The sequence below is a fragment of the Pseudomonas sp. MF6394 genome (assembly GCF_002018845.1).
Taxonomy (GTDB): domain Bacteria; phylum Pseudomonadota; class Gammaproteobacteria; order Pseudomonadales; family Pseudomonadaceae; genus Aquipseudomonas; species Aquipseudomonas lactis.
In genome coordinates this window covers 60,118-84,829 of sequence record NZ_MVOJ01000026.1, presented here as the reverse complement: position 1 = coordinate 84,829, position 24,712 = coordinate 60,118, and the positions used below count along the sequence as shown (strand labels likewise).

Annotated in this window: 1 protein-coding gene and 1 pseudogene; both read right to left on the bottom strand. The window is 65.7% G+C overall.

All coding sequences use genetic code 11. From position 1 onward, the window contains the following. Positions 1-284: 284 nt before the first annotated feature. Positions 285-11,611 (bottom strand): annotated as a pseudogene (locus tag MF6394_RS23305) (amino acid adenylation domain-containing protein). Continuing rightward, positions 11,608-24,531, bottom strand: coding sequence for a non-ribosomal peptide synthetase (locus MF6394_RS23300; protein WP_078467665.1), 12,924 nt, complete (start codon positions 24,529-24,531; stop codon positions 11,608-11,610). Before MF6394_RS23300 ends, MF6394_RS23305 begins: the two are co-directional and overlap by 4 nt. Positions 24,532-24,712 lie beyond the last annotated feature (181 nt).

Below are 24,712 nucleotides of genomic sequence, written 5' to 3'. Positions count from 1 at the left end.
TTTTGCAGCGTGGGTAACCCGGCAGGACGCCGGGTTAGCCGCACTGGGCCAGGGATGGCCCATTGCGGCGGCCCACGCTGCAAAACCTGCGTTCGGGCACACCGAGCCTAGGCGAGGTGCCGAGTGGTGGGGCGAAGGCCTTTTGGTTACTTTTGGGCCTTTCCAAAAGTGACCCGCTGTCAGAGCGGAACCATAAGTGGCCGTTACCGCAGGAATGGATATGTACGCAGACAGACCGCTATCGCAGGCAAGCCAGCTCCCACATTCGGATCGGTGCACACCCGTCAAGACACCACCTCCCCAACCCCAACAACGTCCAACCACCACCTGGCCAACCCCAAAACATTCGGCGCCTTGAGCAACGTAAAGTGATTCCCCAAGCCATACCAAACCTGCAACCCACCCCCCTGCCCTCGCCACCCCTCAACCATCAACCCCTGCTCCCGCTGGTTCCCCGCCGCATCCAGCGCCGGGTCCTGCGCCAACACCAGGCGCACCACCCCTCATACCGCCCTTGCGGCTGATACACCGTGCGCAACGCCGCCGCGTAAGTGCGCGCCGGCCCATCCATCGCCTCCACCGCCACACGCGCCGGCAACAACCCCACATTCACCATCCCCGCGTGTAACGCTTGCCGCTGCGCCACCTCATCGCGCCCGGCAAAGTCCACCGCATCAATCCCCAGCGACTTCCCAGCCGCCAACTGCATCGCCTCGATCAACCGCAACAACGCCGCCGTCGAGGTATAAGCCTTGCCCGCACGCCCCGGCGCCTCGCTGTCGATCACCGTCAAAGAGCCCACCTCACGCCCCATCGCCTGCAAGCGCAGCGCCATTTCCAGCGCCACCCAGCCGCCGAACGAATGCCCCACCAGATGCACCGGCCCCTCGGGGCATTCCTGTTCCAGCGCCGCCAGGTAACACTGGGCCGCCGCTTCCACCTGGCTATGGGGCACCGCTTCGCCATCCAGCCCGCGTGGCTGCAAGCCATACAGCGGCCAGTCGCGCCCCAAAGCTTCGCTCAAGCCGACAAAGCCGGTGACGCTGTCTCCCGCGCCCGGCACGCAGAACACCGGTGCATAACCGACGCGCCCGCTCTGGATGCGCAGCAAGGGTGAGTGCGCCGCGCAGCTCACCGGGGTGCTCGCCGCCAGCGCTTGGCTCATGGCCTGGCCAAGGCTCTGGATATGCGGCGCCTGCATCATGCTCTGGTGATCCCCCGGCACCTGCACCTGGCGCAGTTGCCCAGGCGCCAGGGCGGTGTCCCACCCCAGCGCGGCACTGCGCCACGACAGTTCGGTGGGCCGCTGCTCGGCGCTGAACAGGTGCACCGGAATCGGCAGCGGGAACAGGCTGTAGTGGGCCAGGGCATGCCCATGGCCAACTTCCCTTTGCAAAAAGCTCAACAGGTCGGCGTCCGTCGCCGCTGCCATTTGCGCGTATAGCAAACCTTGATCGCGACAGCGTTGCAGCAGAGCCGCAATGTCCAGCTGTCCAAGGCCTGCCTCCAGTTGTTCCAGGCTCGCCAGCTCATCCACACCTCCCTGTGCCTTCCAATAGGCCGTGCACTGCAACAACAAATGCCGCTCGAGGGCGTCCGGCCCGCTCCAGCGGGCCTTGCCCTGGTCGGTCATGCGCGGCACGTAACTGTCGATCAAGCCGAGAAACGCCACGGCCTCATCCTGCCCCAGCAACTGCATGGCAACTTCATAGGCCAGCACCCCACCAAACGACCACCCCGCCAGGCGGTAAGGGCCGTGGGGCTGGATCTGGCGAATCAGCCCAACCATGCGCGCGGCCAAGCCTTCCATGCTGTCCAGATGCGCCTCGCCCAGCGCCAGGCCCGGCAGGCCATAAATCGGGTAATCGCCCGGCAGGTGCTGGCCCAGCGCCGGGAAGTACACGTCCATGCCACTGAACTCATGCACCAGAAATAACGGCGCCTGCGACCCACGGCTGCGCACCGTGATCACCGCCGTTTCAGGCAGCGCCTCGTCACCGCGCAGGCGCAGCAGCGCCGCGACCGAGGCCACGCTGGCATGCTCGAACAGCTCGGCCAGCGACACCGGCAACCCGGCCTCTTCCAGCCGATTGACCAGGCGAATCGCCAACAACGAATGCCCGCCCAGTTCGAAGAAACTGTCATGGCGCCCCACCTGCTCAAGCTTCAACACGTCGGCCCACAGCTGGGCCAAGGTCTGTTCCAGTGCATCAGTTGGCGCTTCGAATGTGCCGCTGGCCGCAGCGTCCCAGGCCGGCGTCGGCAAGGCTTTGCGATCAACCTTGCCATTGGCCGTCAACGGCAAATGCTCCAGTGCCACAAAGGCCGAAGGCACCATGTAGGCCGGCAAGTGCGCCTGCAGGTAAGCGCGCACCGACTCGATGCCGACCGACTCGCCCGCCCAGGTAAAGTAGGCCACCAGGCGCTTGTCCCCCGGCACGTCTTCGCGGGCCAGCACCACCCCTTCGCGGATGCCGGCGAATGTGGCCAAGCGTGCTTCGATCTCACCCAGCTCAATGCGGAAGCCGCGGATCTTCACTTGATCGTCATTGCGCCCGATGCACTCCAGCAAGCCGTCTGCGCTCCAGCGCCCGAGGTCGCCGGTGCGGTACAGCCAGGCGCCTGGGTTGAACGGGTTCTGCACGAACTTTTCAGCCGTCAATTCAGGTCGGTTCAGGTAGCCCTGGGCGACACCGTCGCCGCCGATGCAGATTTCACCGGTCGCCCCCACAGGCAGCAGCTGCAACTGCGCATCCAGTACGTAGACCTGCGTATTGGAAATGGGTCGCCCTACCGGCACGCTGTCGGCATCAGCGGTAAGCGCGTGCACTTCATAAGTGGTGGCGTAGGTGGTGGTTTCGGTCGGCCCGTAGCAATGCACCAGGCGCAACCCCGGTGCCAATGCCAGCAGGTTGCGGAACGCCGCCGGGTCGGCACGCTCGCCGCCGCACAGCAAAATACGCAAGCCGGCCAGGGCCTGGGGAATCAGTTGCACATACTGGTTGAACAGCGCGGTGGTGACGAACAGCACCGTCACGCCCTGAAGTGCCGCGCCAAACGCCAGCGGGTCGAGCAAGGTGGCGTGGTCGATCACCTGCACCTGACCGCCGTTGAGCAATGCCCCCCACACATCCATGGTGCTGGCATCGAACGCCGGGTTCGAGGCGAAGGCTACGCGGTCATCGGGATTGAAATCGGCGTAGCCGTTGTTGAGCACCAAGCGCGTGATGCCACGGTGCGGCACCAATACGCCTTTGGGCATGCCGGTGGAGCCGGAGGTGTACATGATGTACGCCACGTTCTGCGTAGACTGCGGCAGGCCCGAGTTGTGCTCGGGGTATGAGTCGAGGGCCAGGGTGTCCAAGTCCAGGCGCTGCACCGCACTCTCCACGCTGCAGTCGCTGCGGGTCAACAGCCAGGCCGCGCCGCTGTCTTGCAGCATGAAAGCCTGGCGTTCGGCCGGCGCGTTGATGTCCAGCGGTACATAGGCGGCGGCGCATTTGAGAATCGCCAGTTGGCTGACCAACAACGCCACCGAGCGTGGCAGCAGGATCGCCACGTTATCGCCGGGGCACACACCCAGGCCGAGCAGGTGATGGGCCAGGCGGTTGGCGCGGCGGTTGAGCTCGCCGTAGCTCACCCGTTGCTCGCCGTGCCGCACCGCCACCGCATCGGGGCGCGCCTGGGCCTGGGCTTCGAACAGGTGTTGCACGCTGCGTTCACGGGGGAACGCGCGGGCTGTGGCGTTGAAGCCCTCAAGCAGTTGCTGGCGTTCGGCCTGAGGCAGGATCGACAAGCAATTGAGCGCGATGTCGCTGCGCTCTTCCAGTGCCTGCACCACCTGCACCAAGGCGTTATGCAGGTAGTCACCCAAGCGTCGGGCCCCCTGCCCCATGGCCGTGAGGCTGAAACCTTCACCCAGGTCATCCACGCTCACCGACACGCCGTAGTGGGTGTGCTCTTCGGTCTTGAGCACTTCGATCCCCTGCCACGCCTCGGCCACACCCCCGGCCTGGGGTGCGCTGTGGCGATAGTTGAACAGCACGCTGAACAACGACGTGGCCATCGGTACGCCGCTGCAACGCTGGGCCAGCGCCAAGGGCGCGTGTTCATGGCTGAGCAGTTGGGTCAGGCGCCCATGGGTGGCACGCAGCGCGGTCAGTACCGAGTGTTCACCCAGGTCGACTCGCAGCGGCAAGGTATTGATAAATACGCCCATGGCGCGCTCGGCGCCTTCGCCACCTTGCAGGCGGCCGAGCATCACCGTGCCGAACACCACCTGTTCACGGGCGCAGACCGTGCCCAGCACATGGGCCCAGGCCAGGTGCATAAGGCTGGCGGCGCTGACGCCGGCTTGACGCGCCTGAGTGCGCAGGCGCCGACTCAACCCCAGGTCGAGACTCACCTTCACGCGCTCATCGGCGCCCAGGTGCGGTAAGTCAGTGGGTTCGTCGACCCCAGCGAGCATCTCGCGAAAAAACGTCTCGTGGTCCTCAGCGCCCAGACGGGTCTGGGCCACGTAGTTGCGGTACGGGACGGGCGCGCCCAAGGTGTCTTGCGCGCCCAACAGGAAGGCCTGCATGTCGTGTTGCAGGATGTCCAGGGCGATGTGGTCCATCACCAGATGGTGAAACAGCAACGTCGCCACTACCCGTTGTGGTTCCTCGGCATACACCAGGCGCATCAGGGGTGCCTGGCCGAGGTCCAGGCGTGGCAGCAACGGGCCGCTTTCAACCCGTAATGAGGCGGTGCGCCACACCACTTGCACCGGTTCCTCTAGCCCGTCCCAATGGAAGGATGAGCGCAGGATGTCATGGCGCTGGATCACCGCCTGCAAGGCATGGGCGAAGGCGTCCAGGCGCAGGCGGCTGTCGAAGGCAAACTGCGCCTGCAACACATAGGCGTCGTCACCTTGCACGGCGCGATGCTGATACAGGATGCCGGCCTGCAAGGGTGCCAGCGGGTAGATCTCCTGCACATTCGCCGCGCCGCCGGGGATGCTGGCGACGATGCGCTCGATGGCAGCGGGGTCCAGGGTGATCAGCGCAAGCATGTCCGGCGTGATCCGGGTGCAATCGGGCGCAATGCGATTGGCCGGCACCGCCACTTCACGCCCACCACCCAAAGCCGCAGCCAGGGCGGACAAGGTCGGTTGGCCAAACAGCACTTTCACATCCGCCGACAAGCCCAGGCGGCGCATGCGCCCGATCAGGCTGACCGCCAGCAAGGAGTGGCCACCCAATTCAAAGAAATTGTCATGCCGGCCCACGCGCTCCACGTTGAGCAATTCGGACCACAGCGCGGCCAGGGTGATTTCCGTGTCCCCCACGGGCGCTTCATAGTCGCGCACGCTCAATGCGTCCAGGCCCGGCGCCGGCAACGCCTTGCGGTCGAGCTTGCCGTTGGGGCTCAGCGGCAGCGCCTGAAGGTGCATAAAGCTCGTCGGCAGCATGAATTCCGGCAGGTGTTGCAGCAGATGGGCGCGCAGGTTTTCGACCTCGCTCGGCACGCCGGTGTAATAGGCGATCAGGCGCTGCTCGCGGGCAATCACGGCGGCTTCCTGCACCGCTGGATGCTCGCTCAGGCGCGCCTGGATTTCCCCCAGTTCGATGCGCAGGCCACGGATTTTCACCTGGTCATCATTGCGCCCCAGGTATTCGAGCGTGCCGTCGGGCAAGTAGCGGCCCACGTCGCCGGTGCGGTACATGCGCCCCGGGGTGAACGGGTCGTCGAGGAAGCGTTCGGCGGTCAGCTCAGGGCGGTTGAGGTAACCCCGTGCCACCTGCACGCCCGCGATGAACAATTCACCGACCACCCCCAACGGCACCGGCTGTAACTGCCCGTCCAGTACATACAGGCGCGTGTTGGCAATCGGCTTGCCGATGGGGGTGTTATCCGGCACTACGGCACCCGCGCAGTCCCACGCGGTGACATCCACCGCCGCTTCGGTGGGGCCATACAGGTTGTACAAGCCAACCTCCGGCAATTGCTGTTTGAAGCGCCGCACCAGGCTGCCCGGCAGGGCTTCGCCGCTGCACATCACCCGCACCAGCCCGGCGGCCTGGCTGACATCGCCGTGAGCCAGGAACACGTCGAGCATCGACGGCACAAAATGCAGCGTTGTGACCCGCTCGGCCTCGATCACCTGGCACAGGTAGTCAGGGTCCTTATGCCCGCCAGGGCGGGCCATGACCAGCCGCGCGCCGGTGCACAGCGGCCAGAAGAACTCCCACACCGACACGTCGAAGCTGAACGGGGTTTTCTGCAAGACCGTATCGCTGGCCGTCAGCCCGTATTCGTCCTGCATCCACAGCAGGCGGTTGACCACCCCAGGGTGTTCGTTGATCACGCCCTTGGGCTGGCCGGTGGAACCGGAGGTGTAGATCACATAGGCCGCCACGCTGGCCGCCTGCGGGTTATGGGTGGGCTGGTGCTGCCAGGTGGGTGAATCGAGGTTGACCACCGGCACCTCGCCCAACAACCCGAGGGTGCTGGCCTGGGCCAGCACTACCGTCGGCGCGCTGTCGTGCAGCATGTAGGCGATGCGTTCCAGCGGGTAGGCCGGGTCCAGCGGCACATAGGCGGCGCCGGCCTTGAGGATCGCGTACAGGCCAATGACCATGTCCAGGCCACGCTCCACGCAGATCGCCACCCGCGCCTGGGGCTGCACACCCAGGGCTTGCAGGTGATGGGCCAATTGGTTGGCACGCGTGTTCAGTTCGGTATAGCTCAGTTGCTGCTCGCCCGCCTTCAAGGCAATGGCATGGGGCGTGCGCAGCACCTGGGCTTCAAACAGGCCGTGCAGGGTCTGGTCGAGGTTGTACTCAATGGCAGTGGCGTTGAAATCCACCAACAGTTGCCGACGTTCGCGCGCGTCCACCAGAGGCACCTGCGCCAGCACCGCCTGGTCGTTATCGACCATGGCCTGCAACACGCGGGTGAAATAGCCGACGTAGCGCTGCATCGTCGACTCGTCAAACAGCGCCACGGCATATTCCAGCGCACCGAGGATGCTGCCCTGCACTTCCCCCAGGTTCAACGACAGGTCGAACTTGGCGAAATGGCTGTGCTCGACAATGCTCTCCAGAGCCAGGTCGCCCAGGGCCAGGGTCGGCGCGCTGCTGTCCTGCCAGCTCAGCAGGGTCTGGAACAGCGGGCTGTGGGCCAGGCTGCGCGGCGGCCGGGTAATTTCCACCACCTGTTCGAAGGGCAAGTCCTGATGGGCCTGGGCCTCCAGCGTCAGCGCCTTGACCCGCGCCAGCAACGCCTCGGTGCTCAGCTCGCCCGAGGTGTCGATACGCAGCGCCAGGGTGTTGACGAACAGGCCAATCAGCCCCTCGACTTCGGTGCGCATGCGGTTGGCCACCGGCGTGCCGATCACCAACTCGGGCTGCCCGGACAGGCGCGCCAACAGCGACGCCCAGGCACTCATCAAGGTCATGTACAAGGTGGTGCCATGGCGTTGGCTCAAGGCCTTGAGCCCGGCGGTGAGGCGTTCATCCAGGCGCACTTCGACACTGCTGCCAGCGTAGTCCTGCTGCGCCGGGCGCGGGCGGTCGGTGGGCAAGGTCAGCAACGCTGGCGCACCGGCCAACGCCTGCTGCCAGAAGCTGCTTTGGCGTTGCAGCACCTCGCCGCTCAACCACAGGCGTTGCCACACGGCAAAGTCGGCGTACTGGATCGGCAAGGGCGGCAGCGGGTCGGCGTGGCCGTGGCTGAACGCCTGGTACAGCGCCATCAGCTCGCGGGTCAGCACGCCCATGGACCAGCCGTCGGAGACGATATGGTGCAGGGTCAGCAACAGCACATGGTGATCATCGGCCATCACCACCAGGCGCCCGCGCAGCAACGGGCCGCGTTCAAGGTCGAAGGGTGCCGAGGCTTCGCCGTGGATCAGCGCGTCCAGGGCCTGTTGCGGCTGCGGGTGGCGACGCAGGTCCTGCACTTGTAGCGCCAACACCTCTTCGGCCGGCACGACCAGCACCTGGGCCTGGTCACCCTGCTGGGCGAAGCGGCTGCGCAGGGTGTCATGCCGCGCCACAATGCGCGCCAGGGCCCGTTGCAGCGCCTGTACATGCAGCTGCCCGCGCAACCGCAGGCCGATGGGAATGTTGTAGGCGGTGTTGGCCCCTTCCATCAACGCCAGGAACCACAGGCGTTGCTGGGCGAAGGACAGCGGCACGTCGTCATCACGGTTGGCCGGCAAGATATCCGGCAAGGTGCTGCGACCGGCCTGGGCCAGCACCTCGGCGACCGCCGCCAGTTCGGCGTTGGCAAACAGTTCGCCCAGCGCCAATTCGACGCCCAGCCGCTGGCGCACCTGGGACACCATGCGCATGGCCAGCAGCGAATGCCCGCCCAGCTCAAAGAAATGGTCGTAACGCCCCACACGCTGCACCTGCAACACCTCGGACCAGATCTGCGCCAGCACGGTTTCGATTTCGCCCTGGGGCACGGCGTACTCGCGGGTAAATACCGCGGCCATGTCCGGCGCCGGCAGGGCCTTGCGGTCGAGTTTGCCATTGGCGGTCAGTGGCAGTGCGTCGAGCTTCATGAACGCGACGGGCACCATGTAGTCCGGCAGATGTGCCACCAGGTGGGCGCGGATTTCGGCGAGCGTCAGCGGGTCCAGTTGCGGGTTTTCAGTGAAGTAGGCCACCAGCCGCTCTTCACGCACCACCGCCACTGCTTCCAGGATGCCGGGCAATTGGTTGAGCTGGGTCTCGATTTCGCCCAGTTCGATGCGCACGCCTCGGATTTTCACCTGGTCATCGTTGCGCCCCAGGTAGTCGAGCGTGCCGTCCGGCAACCAGCGCACCAGGTCGCCGGTGCGGTACATGCGCCCTGCATTGAATGGGTCGCGCAGAAAACGCTCGGCAGTCAGTTCCGGACGGTTCAGGTAACCGCGTGCCACGCCCTTGCCGCCCACGTACAACTCCCCCGCCACCCCCAGCGGCACCGGGCGCTGGTGTGGGTCGAGCACGTAGACCTTGGCATTGGCGATGGGCTTGCCGATATGCAACGGCTGGCCCGCCTCGACCTTGCCGGAAGTGGCCACCACCGTGGCTTCGGTGGGCCCGTAGTTGTTGATCAGCTCAAAGCGCTGCGCCCGCCCGAACTGGCGTAGGCGATCGCCACCGACCAGCAAGGTGCGCAAGGTCGGGTGCTCGATGTTCTGGCTGAAGGCGTATTCCGCCACCGGCGTCGGCAGAAAGCTCACGTCCAAAGGCTGCGCGCACCACCAGGCCAGCAGTGCGTCGATATCTTCACTGCCCTCATGGGCCGGTGGCAGGTGCAAGGTGGCGCCCACACACAGCGCCGGCCACACTTCCCAGGCCATCGCGTCAAAGCCGAAACCGGCAACACTGGCGGTATGCCGCCCGGCGCGCAGGTCGAAGGCGCTGCAATGCCAGTCCACCAGGTTGGCGACAGTGTGATGTTCCACCATCACCCCTTTGGGCAAACCGGTGGAGCCGGAGGTGTAGATCACATAGGCCAGGTGCGTCGGGCCGACGGCGATTGTGGGGTTGCTCGCCGAATGGTGCTGCCAGGTGAAGCGGTCCAGATTGATCACCGGCACTTCCAGGGCCGGCAGGCGCTCCAGCAATGCGTGCTGGGTGAGTACCGCCACTGGCGCGCTGTCACTGAGCAAATAGTTCAGACGCTCGGCCGGGTGGGACGGGTCCACCGGCACATAACCGGCACCGGCCTTGAGAATCGCCAGCAACCCGGCCAGGGTATCGAGGCCGCGCCGCGCCACAATCGCCACGCGGTCGTCGGGCTTGACCCCCAATGCCAGCAGATGATGGGCCAGCAGGTTGGCTTGCTGGTTCAGTTCGGCATAGGTCAGTTGCCGGCCCTGATGCACCGCGGCGATGGCGTGCGGCGTGAGCGCGGCCTGGGCTTCGACCCTGCCGTGCAGGGTGGTGCCTTGGGGGAAGACGGTCTGGGTGGTGTTGAACTGTTCCAGCAGCAAACGCTGTTCGGCAGCGGGCACCACCGACAGTTGCTCAAGCGCGGTATGGGGGGCCTGTTCCAGTGCGCTCACCAGGTTTTCCAGCGCGGTGTGCAGGTAGGCGCAGACGCGTTGAGGGTCGACCAGGGTGCTGGCCAGCAAACTCAGGCCAAAGCCCTCGCCCAGGTCGTCCACGCTCAGGGTCAGCGGGTAGTTGGTGCGTTCCTCGACGCGCAGTGCGGTGATGCCGTGCCACGCCGACACGGCCTCGGCGCTGGCGGCGGACGCGCTGTGGCGATAGTTGAGCAGCGCGCTGAACAGCGGCGTCGGCGCGAGCACGCCACTGCAACGCTGGGCCAGGGCCAACGCCGCGTGTTCATGGCGCAGTAACGTGGTCAGCCGTGCGTGGGTGGCCTTGACGGCGGTGCGCACGTCCTGGGCGTCCACGTCCACGCGAAACGGCAAGGTATTGATGAAAATGCCCAGGGCGCGGTCGGTGGCATGGCTGCCCTGCATGCGCCCCATCAACACAGTGCCGAACACCACCTGGGCTTTGCCGGCCAACACCCCCAGCACCTGGGCCCAACCCAGGTGAAACAGGCTGGCGGCGCTCACGCCCAGTTGGCGTGCCTGTCCGCGCAAACGCTGGGCCAGTGCCGGCGCCAACGGCAGGCTGACTTCAGCGATAGCGCGCGCATCGCCTTGCACATCCTGCAAACCGAACGGCAAGGTGGGCTCGCTGATATCGCCGAGCATCCGCCGGAAGAAACTTTCATGTTCTTGTTCACTGATGCCCAGCCGCGCCTGCGCCACATAGTTGCGAAACGGCACGGCCTGGCCGAGGGCCGCGCCTTGACCCAACAGGCACGCCTGCATTTCGTGGCACACCACGTCCAGGGCGCTGTGGTCGAGCGCCATGTGATGGAACAACAGGGTGGCGACGATGCGCTGGTTGGCCGGGTCTTCAGCGCGCACCAGGCGCAGCAACGGCGCCTGGGTGACGTCGAGGCGGTAGTGGCGGGCATCAAACAGGTCATGCAGTTGCGTGGCGATATCGCCGTCGCCCGGGTCCAGCATCAAGGCTTGCACCGGCAGGCGTGCCTGGCGCCACACCACTTGCGAGGGTTGCGTCAGGCCATCCCAGACCACCCCGGTACGCAGGATGTCGTGACGGTCCATCACCCGTTGCAGCGCCTGGGCAAACGCATCGAAACGCGCCAGGTTGTCAAAGGCGAACTGCGACTGCATCACATAGGGGTCACCCTGCTCGGCACTGACATGGTGGAACAGAATGCCTTCCTGTAACGGCGCCAGTGGGTAGATGTCCTGGATATTCGCCACGCCGCCCTGCACCGTGGCGACAATGCGCTCGATCTCGTCTTGGTTCAGGGTCGACAGGGTCAGCATTTCAGGAGTGATGCGCTCGGCGTTGGCCGGGATGCCATTGGCCGGCACCTGCACCTCACCGGCCTTGGTCGCGGCGTATTCACCGGCCTTGATCAGTTCGATCAGCACCGGCTTGTGCTCACGCAAGGCGGCCAATATCGCCGGGTCGCTCAAGGCGTGCTTGTTGCCGTTCACCGACAACTGCTCGCCCTTGAGCGCCAGTTGCACATCCTTGGTTTTCAGGGTTGCCAGCAGCTCGAGGATGTTCACAGGACGATCTCCATTCGTTCGGTCATTGCGGCGTAGCCGGCCAGGGTCGGTTGTTCGAACAAGCCCCGCACATCGGCTTCCATGCCTTCCTGGCGCAGGCGCCCGATCAAGCTCACGGCCAGCAGCGAGTGCCCGCCCAGTTCAAAGAAGTTGTCGTGGCGCCCTACCCGCTCCACCTTGAGCAGCTCGGCCCAGAGTTGGGCCAGGAGGATTTCGGTGTCGCCTTCGGGCGCCGCGTATTCATGTACCTGCAAGGCGTCCATACCCGGTGCAGGCAGAGCCTTGCGGTCGAGCTTGCCGTTGGGGCTCAGGGGCCAGGCGTCCAGGTGCATGAACAGCGCCGGCACCATAAAGTCCGGCAGGTGCTGCAACAGCTGGGCGCGCAGGCTGTCGATGTCGGCGGGTGCGCCGGTGTAATACGCGACCAGGCGCTGGTCCCGGGCGACGACCACGGCGTCCTTGACCGCCGGATGCTCGATCAAGCGCGCCTGGATTTCTCCCAGCTCGATGCGCAGACCACGGATCTTCACCTGATCGTCGTTGCGGCCCAGGTACTCAAGCGTGCCGTCGGGCAAGTAGCGGCCCAAGTCGCCGGTGCGGTACATGCGCCCCGGGGTGAACGGGTCGTCGAGGAAGCGTTCGGCGGTCAGCTCAGGGCGGTTCAGGTAACCCCGCGCCACTTGCACGCCCGCGATAAACAGCTCACCGACCACGCCCAACGGCACCGGCTGCAACTGCCCGTCCAGAACATACAGGCGAGTATTGGCAATCGGCTTGCCGATCGGGGTGTTGTCCGGCACCTCAGGGCGGGCGCAGTTCCAGGCCGTCACGTCCACGGCCGCTTCGGTGGGGCCGTACAGGTTGTATAAACCAATCCCCGGCAACTGCTGCTTGAAACGCCGCACCAGGCTGCCCGGCAAGGCCTCGCCGCTGCACATCACCCGCACCAACCCCGCCGCCTGGCTGACATCGCCGTGGGCCAGGAACACATCGAGCATCGACGGCACAAAGTGCAGGGTCGTGATGTGCTCCGCGGCGATCACCTCGCACAGGTACGCCGGGTCTTTGTGCCCTTCAGGGCGCGCCATCACCAGGCGTGCGCCGGTGAACAGCGGCCAGAAGAACTCCCACACCGACACATCGAAGCTGAACGGGGTTTTCTGCAACACCGCATCGTGGGCCTTGAGGCCATAGGCGTCCTGCATCCACAACAGGCGGTTGACCACCCCGGCATGTTCGTTGATCACGCCCTTGGGCTGGCCGGTGGAACCGGAGGTGTAGATCACATAGGCCGCGTGCCGGGCAATGAGGCCCGGTACTGGCGGGTTGGTGATGGGTTGGTGCTGCCAGGTGCTGTGGTCGAGGTCGATCACCACCGCGTCACCCAGCAAGGCGCGGGTGGCGCTTTGGGCCAGCACCACCACCGGCGCGCTGTCGTGCAGCATGTAGGCAATGCGCTCTGGCGGGTACGCCGGGTCCAGCGGCACATACGCACCGCCGGCCTTGAGGATGGCGAACAGGCCGATGACCATGTCCAGGCCGCGCTCGACGCAGATGCCCACCCGCGCATCCGGGCGCACGCCGCTGGCACGCAGGTGATGGGCCAGGCGGTTGGCGCGCTCATTGAGTTGCTGGTAGCTCAAGCTGTGCTCGCCGGCCTTCACCGCCACGGCCTGTGGGGTACGTACAACCTGGGCTTCAAACATGCCGTGCAGGGTCTGGTCGAGGTTGTAGTTCACCTCGGTGGCGTTGAACTGCACCAGTAGCTGTTGCCGCTCTTGCAGCCCCAGCACCGGCAGGCAATTGAGCGCCTGGTGCGGCGCCTGCTCAAGAGCCTCGACCAGCCCGCTCAACGCGTTATGCATATAGCCGCACACCCGTTGCGCATCCACCTGGGCCAGGGCGGTGAACGCGTAGCCGTCGCCCAGGTCATCCACGTTCAAGGTCAGCGGGTAATTGGTGCGCCCGTCATTGACCAGGGTCTGCATGCCTTCCCAGGCCAACTGCGCATCCGCCGAGCGGGTGGCGGCGCCGCGATGGCGATAGTTGAGCATCGAGCTGAACAACGGCGCCGGGGCCGCGACACCGCTGCAACGCTGGGCCAAGGCCAGGGAGGCGTGTTCATGGCCGAGCAGCTCGGTCAGCCGCGCATGGGTGGCGCGCACGGCGGCGCGGGCGCCCTGGTCGTCGATATCCAGGCGCAGCGGCAAGGTGTTGATAAACACGCCCAGGGCGCGGTCGGCGCCCTCGCCGCCTTGCAAACGGCCCACCAGCACCGTACCGAACACCACCGAATGGCGCGCCGATACCGCGGCCAGCACCTGCGCCCAGGCCAGGTGGAACAGGCTGGCAGCGCTGACCCCCAGCAACCGCGCCTGGCTGCGCAGGCGGCGGTTGAGCTGACTGTCCAGTTGCAGGGTATGTTCGTCGATGGCATTGCCGTCGCCGCGCACGTCCTGCCAGCCGAACGGCAGCGTTGGCTCGTCGACATCGCCCAGCATCTGGCGGAAGAACTGCTCATGCGCCTGTTCGCTGACACCCAGGCGCGCCTGGGCCACATAGTTGCGATACGGCATCGGCGCGGCGGTGGGCGCGGCGTGGCCCAACAGGTGGCCCTGCATTTCGCGCAACACCACGTCGAAGGCGGTGTGGTCCAACACGATATGGTGATAGAGCAGCACCGCCACCACGCGCTGGTTGACCGGGTCCTGGGCATACATCAGGCGGATCAACGGCGCCTGGCTGATCTCCAGGCGATAGCGCCGCGCATCAAAGCGCTCGTGCAGGCCGGCGAGTACGTCGCCTTGCAGGTGCAGTTCCTGTACGCACAACTGCGCCTGGCGCCACACCACTTGCAGCGGTTGTGCCAGGCCCTCCCACACCACCCCGGTGCGCAGGATGTCGTGGCGGTCGATCACCTGTTGCAGGGCGCGCACAAAGGCGTGCAGGCGCTCGAGGCTGTCAAACGCCAGATGCGATTGCAGCAGGTAAGGATCGCCCTGCGCCGCCGTGAGGTAGTGATAGAAAATCCCTTCCTGCAACGGCGCCAGCGGGTAAATGTCCTGCACGTTGGCAGCGCCTCCCGGCACCTGAGCCACCACCTGGTCGATGGCCGACTGGTCGAGGCTCACCAGGGCCAGCATGTCCGGGGTGATGCGCTGGCAACCGGCACTGATGCGATTGGCCGGCACCTGCACTTCGCGGCCACTGCCGACAGCGGCGGCCAGCGCGGCCAGGGTTGGCTGGCTGAACAGCACGCGCACATCCGCGCTGAGGCCGGCCTGGCGCATGCGCTCGATCAGGCTGACGGCCAGCAAGGAATGGCCGCCCAGTTCGAAGAAGTGGTCATGGCGACCCACCTGCTCCACCTGCAACACCTCGGCCCACAGCCGCGCCAGGGTGGTTTCGACGTCACCTTTGGGGGCTTGGTATTCACGGCTGAGCAAGGCGCACTGGTCTGGCTCTGGCAATGCCTTGCGGTCCAGTTTGCCATTGGCGGTCAGGGGCAACTGGTCAAGCCGCATGTAGGCGACCGGTACCAGCGCCTCGGGCAGTTGGGCTTGCAGGTGCGCACGCAAGGTCTCGATCTGCAACGGGCGCTGTTCGGTGAACCAGGCCAGCAGGCGGCCTTCGCGCACCAGCACCACGGCCTCACGAATACCGTCCAGTGCCGCCAGGCGGCTTTCGATTTCACCCAGTTCCACCCGCACGCCGCGCAGTTTTACCTGGTCGTCGTTACGGCCCAGGTATTCAAGGTTGCCATCGGGCAGCCAACGCACCAGGTCACCGGTGCGGTACATGCGCCCTGGGTTGAACGGGTCTTGCAGAAAGCGTTCGACCGTCAGCTCGGCACGGTTGAGGTAGCCCCGCGCCACGCCGCTGCCGCCTACATAGAGTTCACCGGCCACGCCCACCGGTACCGGCCGCAGGTGCGCGTCCAGCACATAGCTGGTGGCATTGGCGATGGGCCGGCCGATATGCAACACCTGCCCGGCCCGCACGCGACCGGAGGTAGCAACCACCGTGGCTTCGGTGGGGCCGTAGTTGTTGATCACGGCAAAGCGCCGCTCTTGGGTGAACTGGCGCAAGCGGTCACCGCCGATCAGCAGGATGCGCAAGGTGGGGTGCTGCTGGGGCAGGCTGAAGGCGTATTCGGCCACCGGCGTCGGCAGGAAGCTCACGTCCAACGGCTGCGCCAGCCACCAGGCCAACAGTTCATCGACGTTTTCGTTGCCCATCTCGGCGGGCGGCAGGTGCAGGGTCGCGCCGACGCACAGGGCTGGCCAGACCTCCCAGGCCATGGCATCAAAGCCCATGCCGGCCACGCTGCTGGTGTGGCTCACCGCCGTCAGGCCAAAGGCCTCACAGTGCCAATGCACCAGGTTTTCCACGGTGCGGTGTTCCACCATCACGCCCTTGGGCTGGCCGGTGGAACCGGAGGTGTAGATCACATACGCCAGGTGCGCGGGCGTCAGGTTGGGCAGTTGCGGATTGCTCACAGAGTGGCGCTGCCAGGCGGGGTCATGCAGATCGACCAGAGCAACCGAACCGAGCAGCTCCTGGGTACTGGTCTCGGCCAGCACCGCCACGGGCGCGCTGTCTTGCAGCAAGTAGGCGATACGCTCGGCCGGGTACGCCGGGTCGATCGGCACATAGCCCGCGCCAGCCTTGAGAATGCCCAACAGCCCCACCAGCATCTGCGGGCCGCGACGGCAGCACAACGCCACGCGGTCGTCGGCTTGCACGCCGAGTTCCAGCAAGTGATGAGCCAACTGGTTGGCGCGTTGATTGAGCTGCTGATACGTCAGCGCCTCACTGCCTTGCTGCACGGCAATGCGATGGGGTTGGCGCTCGGCCTGCACTTCAAACGCACCGTGCAGGGTCTGGCCATGGGGGAAGTCGTGGGCGGTGGCGTTGAACTCGCGCAGTACCGTGTCGCGCTCTGCGGCGGGCAGAATCGGTAACTGGCGCAGCGCACTGTTGGGCGCCGTCTCCAGGGTGACAATCAGTTGCTCAACGGCACTGAGTATGTAGTCGCACAGGCGTTGCGCGCCAATCTGCGGCACGGCCAGCACGCTCAGGCCAAAGCCTGCGCCCAGGTCATCCACGCTCAGGGTCAACGGGTAGTTGCTGCGTTCTTCGCCGCCCAGTAGCTGCACGCCTTCCCAGATGCCGTAGCCGTCGCGGGCCATTTCCCCTGGGTTGCTGTGGCGGTAATTGAGCAAGGCGCTGAACAGCGGCGTGCTGGTCGGCACGCCGCTGCAACGCTGGGCCAGGGCCAGTGACGCATGCTCATGCCCGAGCAAGGCGCTCAAGCGTGCATGGGTGGCTTTGACCGCCTGCGTCGTACCGGCTGCAACGTCGACCCGCAGCGGCAAGGTGTTGATAAACATCCCCAGCGCACGGTCTGCGCCCTCGCCGGCTTGCAGTCGGCCCATCAGCACCGTACCGAACACCACCTCGTCGCGGCCCGAGACCAGGCCCAACACCTGGGCCCAGGCCAGGTGCATCAGGCTGGCGGCGCTGACCCCCAGTTGGCGCGCCTGCTGGCGTACGCGCCGGGCCAGGCCTGCCTCCAGGTGCACCTCGGCTTCTTCGATGGCACGGCCATCGCCCTGCACATCCTGCAGGCCAAACGGCAAGGTCGGCTCGTCGACCTCGGCGAGCATGTCGCGGAAAAACTGCTCATGCTGCGCCACACTGACGCCCAGCCGCGCCTGGGCCACATAGTTGCGAAACGGCGCGGCAGCGGGCAAGTCCTGGGCCTGGTTGAACATGAAGGCACGCATTTCCTGGCCGACCACTTCCATGGCGGTGTGGTCCAGCGCCAGGTGGTGGAACAGCAGGATCGCCGCGACCCGGTTGTGCGCCGGGTCCTGGGCATAGACCATGCGCAGCAACGGCGCCTGGGTAATGTCCAGGCGGTAGTGACGCGCATCGAAACGCCCATGCAGTTGCGCCATCACATCGCCGCCGGCCGGGTCGAGCATCACCTCCTGCACCACCAGCTTGGCATCGCGCCACACCACTTGCACCGGGCTGTCGAGCCCTTCCCACACCACAGCGGTACGCAAAATATCGTGGCGCGCCACCACCTGTTGCAGCGCGCCCATAAAGGCGTGCAGGCGCTCGGCGGTGTCAAAGGCCATGCGCGATTGCAGCAGGTACGGGTCGCCCTGCTCGGCGCTGATGTGGTGGTAGAGAATGCCTTCCTGTAGCGGCGCCAGCGGGTAGATATCCTGGATATTCGCCGCACCACCCGGCACGCTGGCGACAATGCGCGCTATGACCTCTGGGGTCAGTTGCACCAGGCTCAGCATCGCCGGCGTGATCTGTGTACAGCCGGCGGGGATGCCATTGGCGGGCACCACGATTTCTCTGCCACTGCCCACGGCGGCCGCCAGCGCGGCCAGGCTTGGCTGGCTGAACAACACGCGCACATCGGCGCTCAGGCCCACTTGGCGCATGCGTTCGATCAGGCTGACCGCCAGCAACGAATGCCCGCCCAACTCGAAGAAATGATCATGGCGCCCCACGCGTTCAAGCTTGAGCACGTCCTGCCAGATCTGCGCCAGCAGGCTTTCCACCTCGCCTTGCGGGGCTTCGTAGCCACGGCTGATCAAGGCGGCCTGGTCGGGTGCCGGCAATGCCTTGCGGTCCAGCTTGCCGTTGTTGGTCAACGGCAGGCTGGCCAGCGGCATATAGGCCGACGGCAGCATGTAGTCCGGCAGTTGGCCTTGCAGGTGCGCGTGTACCTGGTCAATGCCCAGGTCTGCGCCGGCCCAGGTGAAATAGGCCACCAGGCGCTTGTCCCCCGGCACGTCTTCACGGGCCAGCACGGCAACCTCCTGGATACCCGTACAACTGGCCAGGCGTGCCTCGATCTCGCCCAGTTCGATACGGAAACCGCGGATTTTGACTTGGTCGTCATTGCGCCCCAGGCACTCCAGCAGGCCATCCTCCGACCAGCGCCCGAGGTCGCCAGTGCGATACATCAGTGCCCCAGGCTGATCGACAAAGGGGTTGCTCACGAACTTCTCGGCGGTCAACTGCGCACGGTTCAAGTAGCCCTTGGCGACGCCCTCCCCGCCAATACAGATTTCACCGGTGATACCCAGCGGCACCGGCTGCAACTGTGCATCCAGCACATAGATCTGCGTGTTGGAAATGGGCCGCCCTACCGGCACGCTGTCGGCGTCAACGGCCAGCGCGCGCACTTCATAGGTGGCGGCGTAGGTGGTGGTTTCCGTCGGCCCATAGCAATGCACCAGACGCAACGCCGGAGCCTGCGCCAACAGGCTGCGGAAGGCCGCCGGGTCGGCACGTTCGCCGCCGCACAGCAAAATGCGCAGGCCGGCCAGGGCCTGTGGAATCAGTTGCACATACTGGTTGAACAGCGCAGTGGTGACGAACAGCACCGTGGCGCCCTTGAGTTCAGCGCCCAACGCCAGCGGGTCGAGCAAGGTGGCGTGGTCGATCACTTGGACCTGGCCGCCGTTGAGCAGCGCACCCCACACATCCATGGTGCTGGCGTCGAACGCCGGGTTGGAGGCAAACGCGATGCGGTCTTGGGGGTTGAAGTCGGCGTAGCCATTGTTGATCACCAGCCGGCTGATGCCGCGATGGGTCACCAACACGCCTTTGGGCGTACCGGTGGAGCCGGAGGTGTACATGATGTACGCCACGCTGTCCGAGCTCTGGGCCACAGCGGGGTTGGTCGCAGGCATTACGTCCAGGTTCAGCTCGGTGAGGTTGTCCAGCACCTGGCGGGCGCCGCTGTCCTGCACCATGAAGGCTTGGCGTTCAGGCGGCGCGTTGACGTCCAGCGGCACGTAGACCGCCGCGCACTTGAGTACCGCCAATTGGCTGACGATCAGGTCGATGGAGCGCGGCAGCGCCAGGGCGACCGGCTCACCCGGCTGCACGCCCTGGTTAAGTAAATGATGGGCGAGCCGGTTGGCATGGCGGTTAAGGTCGCGGTAGCTCAGGGCGCGTTCGCCATGCACCACCGCCGTGGCTTCCGGCCGGGCCAGCACCTGGGCTTCGAACAGTTGGGCGACGCTGAGGTGCGACGGGTATTCACGGGCGCTGGCATTGAAGTCCTGCAGCAGTTTGCGCCGCTCCGCCGGCGGCACGATCGACACGCTGTGCAACGCGGTGGTCGGCGCCTGTTGCAGCGCAGTCACCAGGTGGCGCAGTGCGGTGAGCATGTAGTTGCCCACCCGTTGCACATCAAGGTCGGCCACGCCTTGCACGGTCAAGCGCATGCCCGTGCCGAGGTCATCGACGTTGAGCGCCAGTGGGTAGTTGCTGCGTTCTTCGGAGCTGAGAATCTCGATACCGGAGGCGGCAAAGGGGTTGTCCCCCGGGGCTTCATCGGCGGCGCTGTGCCGGTAATTGAGCAAGGTGCTGAACAACGGCAGCGAGCCCGGCACACCGCTGCAACGCTGGGCCAGGGACAACGAGGCATGTTCGTGCCCGAGCAGTTGCGCCAGGCGCGCATGGGTGGCGCGCACGCCGGCCTGTACGCCGACGCTGCCGAGGCTGACCCGCAGCGGCAAGGTGTTGATGAACATCCCCAGCGCCCGGTCCGCGCCCTCGCCGCCCTGCATACGCCCCAGCAACACGGTGCCGAATACCACCTCCTGCTGGCCGGACACCTGGCCCAGCACCTGGGCCCAGGCCAGGTGCACCAGGCTGGCAGTGCTCACGCCCAGTTGCCGCGCCTGTTCGCGCAAGCCCAGGTTGAGCGCCGGCTCCAGCGGCAGGCGCGCTTCATGAATGCCGCTGCCGTCGCCATTCACGTCTTGCAAACCGAAGGCCAGGGTCGGCTCATCGATGTCGCCCAGCATCTGGCTGAAGAAGGCTTCGTGCTGGGCCTGGGTCACACCGAGGCGGGCCTGGGCCACGTAGTTGCGGTACTGCACCGCGTCAGGCAATTGCGCACTGTGACCATGCAGGCTGGCACTCATTTCTTCGACCAGCACCTGCAGGGCGGTGTGGTCGAGAAGGATATGGTGCAGCAGCAAAATGCCGACCACGCCGTGGCTGTCCTGCGCATACGCCAGGCGCATCAGCGAGGCGCGTGACAGGTCTAGGCGATAGTGGCGTGGGTCGAAACGCTGTTGCGGGTGCGCCAGTGCCTCGCCGCCCAGCGTATCCAGGCGTTCGACCACCAAGGGCGCCTGGCGTAACACCACTTGCACCGGCTCCTCCAGGCCCTCCCAAAAGATGGCGGTGCGCAGGATGTCGTTGCGTTCGATCACCGTGTGCAGCGCGTTGACGAAGCCGTCGACGGCGCCCTGGTCGTGAAAGCGCAACTGCACCTGCAACACGTAGGGGTCGCCCTCGGTGGTCGCCAGGTGGTGGTAGAGAATGCCGGCCTGCAACGGCGCCAGGCCATAAATGTCCTGCACGTTGGCAACGCCACCGGGCACGGCCTCAAGGATATGGTCGATTGCAGCCTGATCCAGTTCGACCAGGGGCAGCATGTCCGGGGTGATGGCCTGGGTGTCTGCTTGAATGGGATTGGCCGGCACCTGCACGCTCTGCTGGCCGCCCACGGCCGCAGCGAGCGCCGCCAAGGTCGGTTGGCCGAACAGCACGCGCACATCGGCGCTGAGGTCGACCTGGCGCATGCGTTCGATCAGTTTGACCGCCAGCAGCGAATGGCCGCCGAGTTCGAAGAAATTGTCCTCACGACCGACACGGTCGACGTGGAGCAGGTCTTGCCAGAGCCTGGCGAGGGTGGTTTCCACCGCCCCCTGGGGCGCCGCATACGCACGCCGGGCCACGGCGTCGGCGTCAGGTGCGGGCAAGGCCTTGCGGTCGAGTTTGCCGTTGGTGGTCAGCGGCAGCGTGTCCAGGCGCACGAAGGCGCTGGGCACCATGTGTTCGGCCAGGCTGCGCTGCAGATGGTCACGCAGGGCGGCCACGTTGAGTTCGCCATCGCTGATCACATAGGCCACCAGGCGTTGGTCGCCCGGCTGATCTTCACGGGCAATCACCACCGCATCGCGCACGCCGCTGGCCGTGGCCAGGTGTGCCTGGATTTCACCCAGTTCGATACGGAAACCCCGGATCTTGACCTGGTCATCGTTACGCCCCAGGTACTCGACACTGCCATCGGCCAGCAGGCGGCCGAGGTCGCCGGTCTTGTACATGCGCAAACCGGTGGCCGGGTCGGCGAGGAAGCGTTCGGCATTCAGCGCCTCGCGGTTGAGGTAACCACGCGCCACCCCGGCACCGCCCACGTACAACTCGCCCACCACACCGTGAGGCAAGGGCTCGCGGCGTGCATCCAGCACGTACAACTGCAAATCGGGAATACGCACACCAATCGGGCTCACGCCGACCAAGTGCGCGTCGGCCGCTTCCAGCGCACGGTAGGTCACATGCACGGTGGTCTCAGTGATGCCATACATGTTCACCAGTTGCGTACCGGCATTCACCGCCCGTGCGTACCACGGTTTGAGCATGCCCGGTTCCAGGGCTTCGCCGCCGAAGATCACCTGACGCAGGGAGTGGGACTGGGCGCTGTTGCCCTGGGCCGCGATCAACTGCCGGAACGCGCTCGGCGTCTGGTTGAGAATACTCACCTGGGCATCGCACAACAGCGCGTAGCACTCATCCGGCGAGCGGCTGACCAGTTGCGGCACGATCAGCAACTGGCCGCCGTGCATCAGCGCGCCCCAGATTTCCCACACGGAAAAGTCGAACGCAAAGGAATGGAACAACGCCCACACATCGTGCGAGTTGAAGCCGAACCAGTGGTGGGTAGCGCTGAACAGGCGCGCGACCTGGCGATGCTCGATCATCACGCCCTTGGGCTGGCCGGTGGAGCCGGAGGTGTAGATCACATAGGCCAGGTTGGCCGGGCTCAGGTGCAACCCAGGATTGTTGATGGGCAACGGGCCCAGGTGGTCGAGGTCGATCTGGGCCAGCGCGCCGACCCGCTGCGCCGTGTTGGCCTGCACCAGCACCGCCACCGGTTGGCTGTCGGCCAGGGTGTAGGCGATGCGTTCCTGGGGATAGGCCGGGTCGATGGGCACATAGCCGGCGCCGGCCTTGAGGATGCCGAGCAGGCCGATGATCATCTGCGGGCCGCGCTCTACGCAGATCGCCACGCGCGCGTCGGGGCGCACGCCGTGGGCCAGCAGCGCGTGGGCGACCTGGTTGGCGCGTTCGTTGAGTTGGCGGTACGTCAGGGCGTGTTGTTCGAAGCGCAACGCAATGGCATCGGGCTGGGCGGCGGCGTGGGTTTCGACGTGCTGGTGGATCAGCTGGGTATCGGCGTAGTGCGTGGGGCAGTCGTTCAAGGTATGCAGCAAGTGGTGGCGTTCAGCGTCAGGCAGGAGGTTCAGGCCGCAGAGCGGCATATCCGGTCGTTGTTCAAGGGCGTCGGCCAGGCTTTCCAAGGCCGTATGCAGGTAGCCCGCAACCCGCTGCGCGCCAATGGAGGCATCCACCATCACGGTAAGGGCGAAGTTTTCACCCAGGTCATCGACGTTCACCGTCAGCGGGTAGTTGGTGCGCTCCTCGGCGCCCAGCACTTGTATGCCGTCGGCCACTTCAATCACCGCCGCCATATCGGTGGCGGCGCTGTGACGGTAGTTGAGTATCGCGCTGAACAGCGGCGTAGGCGCCGCCACGCCGCTGCAGTGTTGGGCCAGCGCCAGGGACGCATGTTCGTGGTCGAGCAAGCGCGTGAGGCGCTCATGGGTGACCTTGACCGCAGCGCGCACGCCCTGCTCGCCCACATCCACCCGCAGCGGCAAGGTGTTGATGAACATGCCCAAGGCCCGCTCACCGCCCTCGCCTGCGCCCATGCGCCCGAGCATCACGGTGCCGAACACCACCGCCTCCCGCCCGGAAACTGCGCCCAGCACCCGCGCCAAGGCCAGGTGCATCAGGCTCGCCACACTCACCCCCAGCGGGCGCGCCATGCTGCGCAGGCGGCGGCTCAGAGCGCTGTCGACGGGAATGCGCACTTCGTCGATCCCCTGGCCATCACCCTGCACATCCTGCAGGCCGAACGGCAGCGTCGGTTCATCGATATCCGCCAGCATGTCGCGGAAGAACGCCTCATGAGCCTGCTCGCTGACGCCATGGCGCACCTGGGCGATATAGCTGCGAAACGCTACCGGTGCAGGGGCCTGGGCTTGCTGCCCGGCCAGGTACAGCTGGATTTCATGCCGCACGCCGTCCAGGGCGGTGTGATCGAGGATGGTGTGGTGGAACAGCAACATCGCCACCACCCGCTGGTTGGCCGGGTCGTCAGCGAACACCAGGCGCAGCAGCGGCGCCTGGCCAAGGTCCATGCGATAAGCGCGGGCATCATAGCGAGCGAGCAATTGAGCCAGGCGGTCAGCACCGTCCAGCTGCGCCTCTTCGCAGGCCAGCACAGCCTTGCGCCACACCACTTGCAGCGGTTCGTCCAGGCGCTCCCAGACCATCGAAGTGCGCAGGATGTCCTGGCGGTCGATGACCCATTGCAACGCCTCGGCAAAAGCCTCAAGACGTGCGCGGCTGTCGAACACGAACTGCGCGTGCAGCACGTAAGGGTCACCCTGGTGCGCCGACAGATGGTGATAAAGCATGCCTTCCTGGAGCGGCGCCAGCGGGTAGATATCCTGCACATTCGCCGCACCGCCTGGGACCGCCGCGACGATGCGGTCGATGGCCGGCTGGTCGAGGTTGACCAGCGCCAGCATGTCCGGGGTGATGCGGTAGGCCGGGCTCAGCCAGTCACCGCCATGTTCGGCGACCAACTGCAGGAGTTGGGGTTTGTGCGCAATCAATTGATCCCAGAGCGCGTCGTCCAACGCTTGGTCATCGCCCAGAACGATCAGATCGTCTTCTTCCGTTTGCAGACGGATCGCGTGGGTGGAGATCGCTGCCAGTAAGTCGCTGAACTGCATGGGGAACCTGCCTGATAATTCACGGTTGACGAGAATGTCCGTATTCAGTTTTGCCGCTTGGATCGGCAGTACCGCGCGCCTGTAAAAAATGCGGGCGCAGCCGTAGGCCTGGAGGGGCTTCCGGCAGGCTTGAAAATTAAGGGATCTATGGGCTGGGGGGTGACATGGGAAGCGGGGACAA

Coding starts and splice junctions, on each gene's coding strand:
- MF6394_RS23300 (WP_078467665.1), bottom strand. CDS start 24,531: ATGCAGTTCAGCGACTTACTGGCAGCGATCTCCACCCACGCGATCCGT.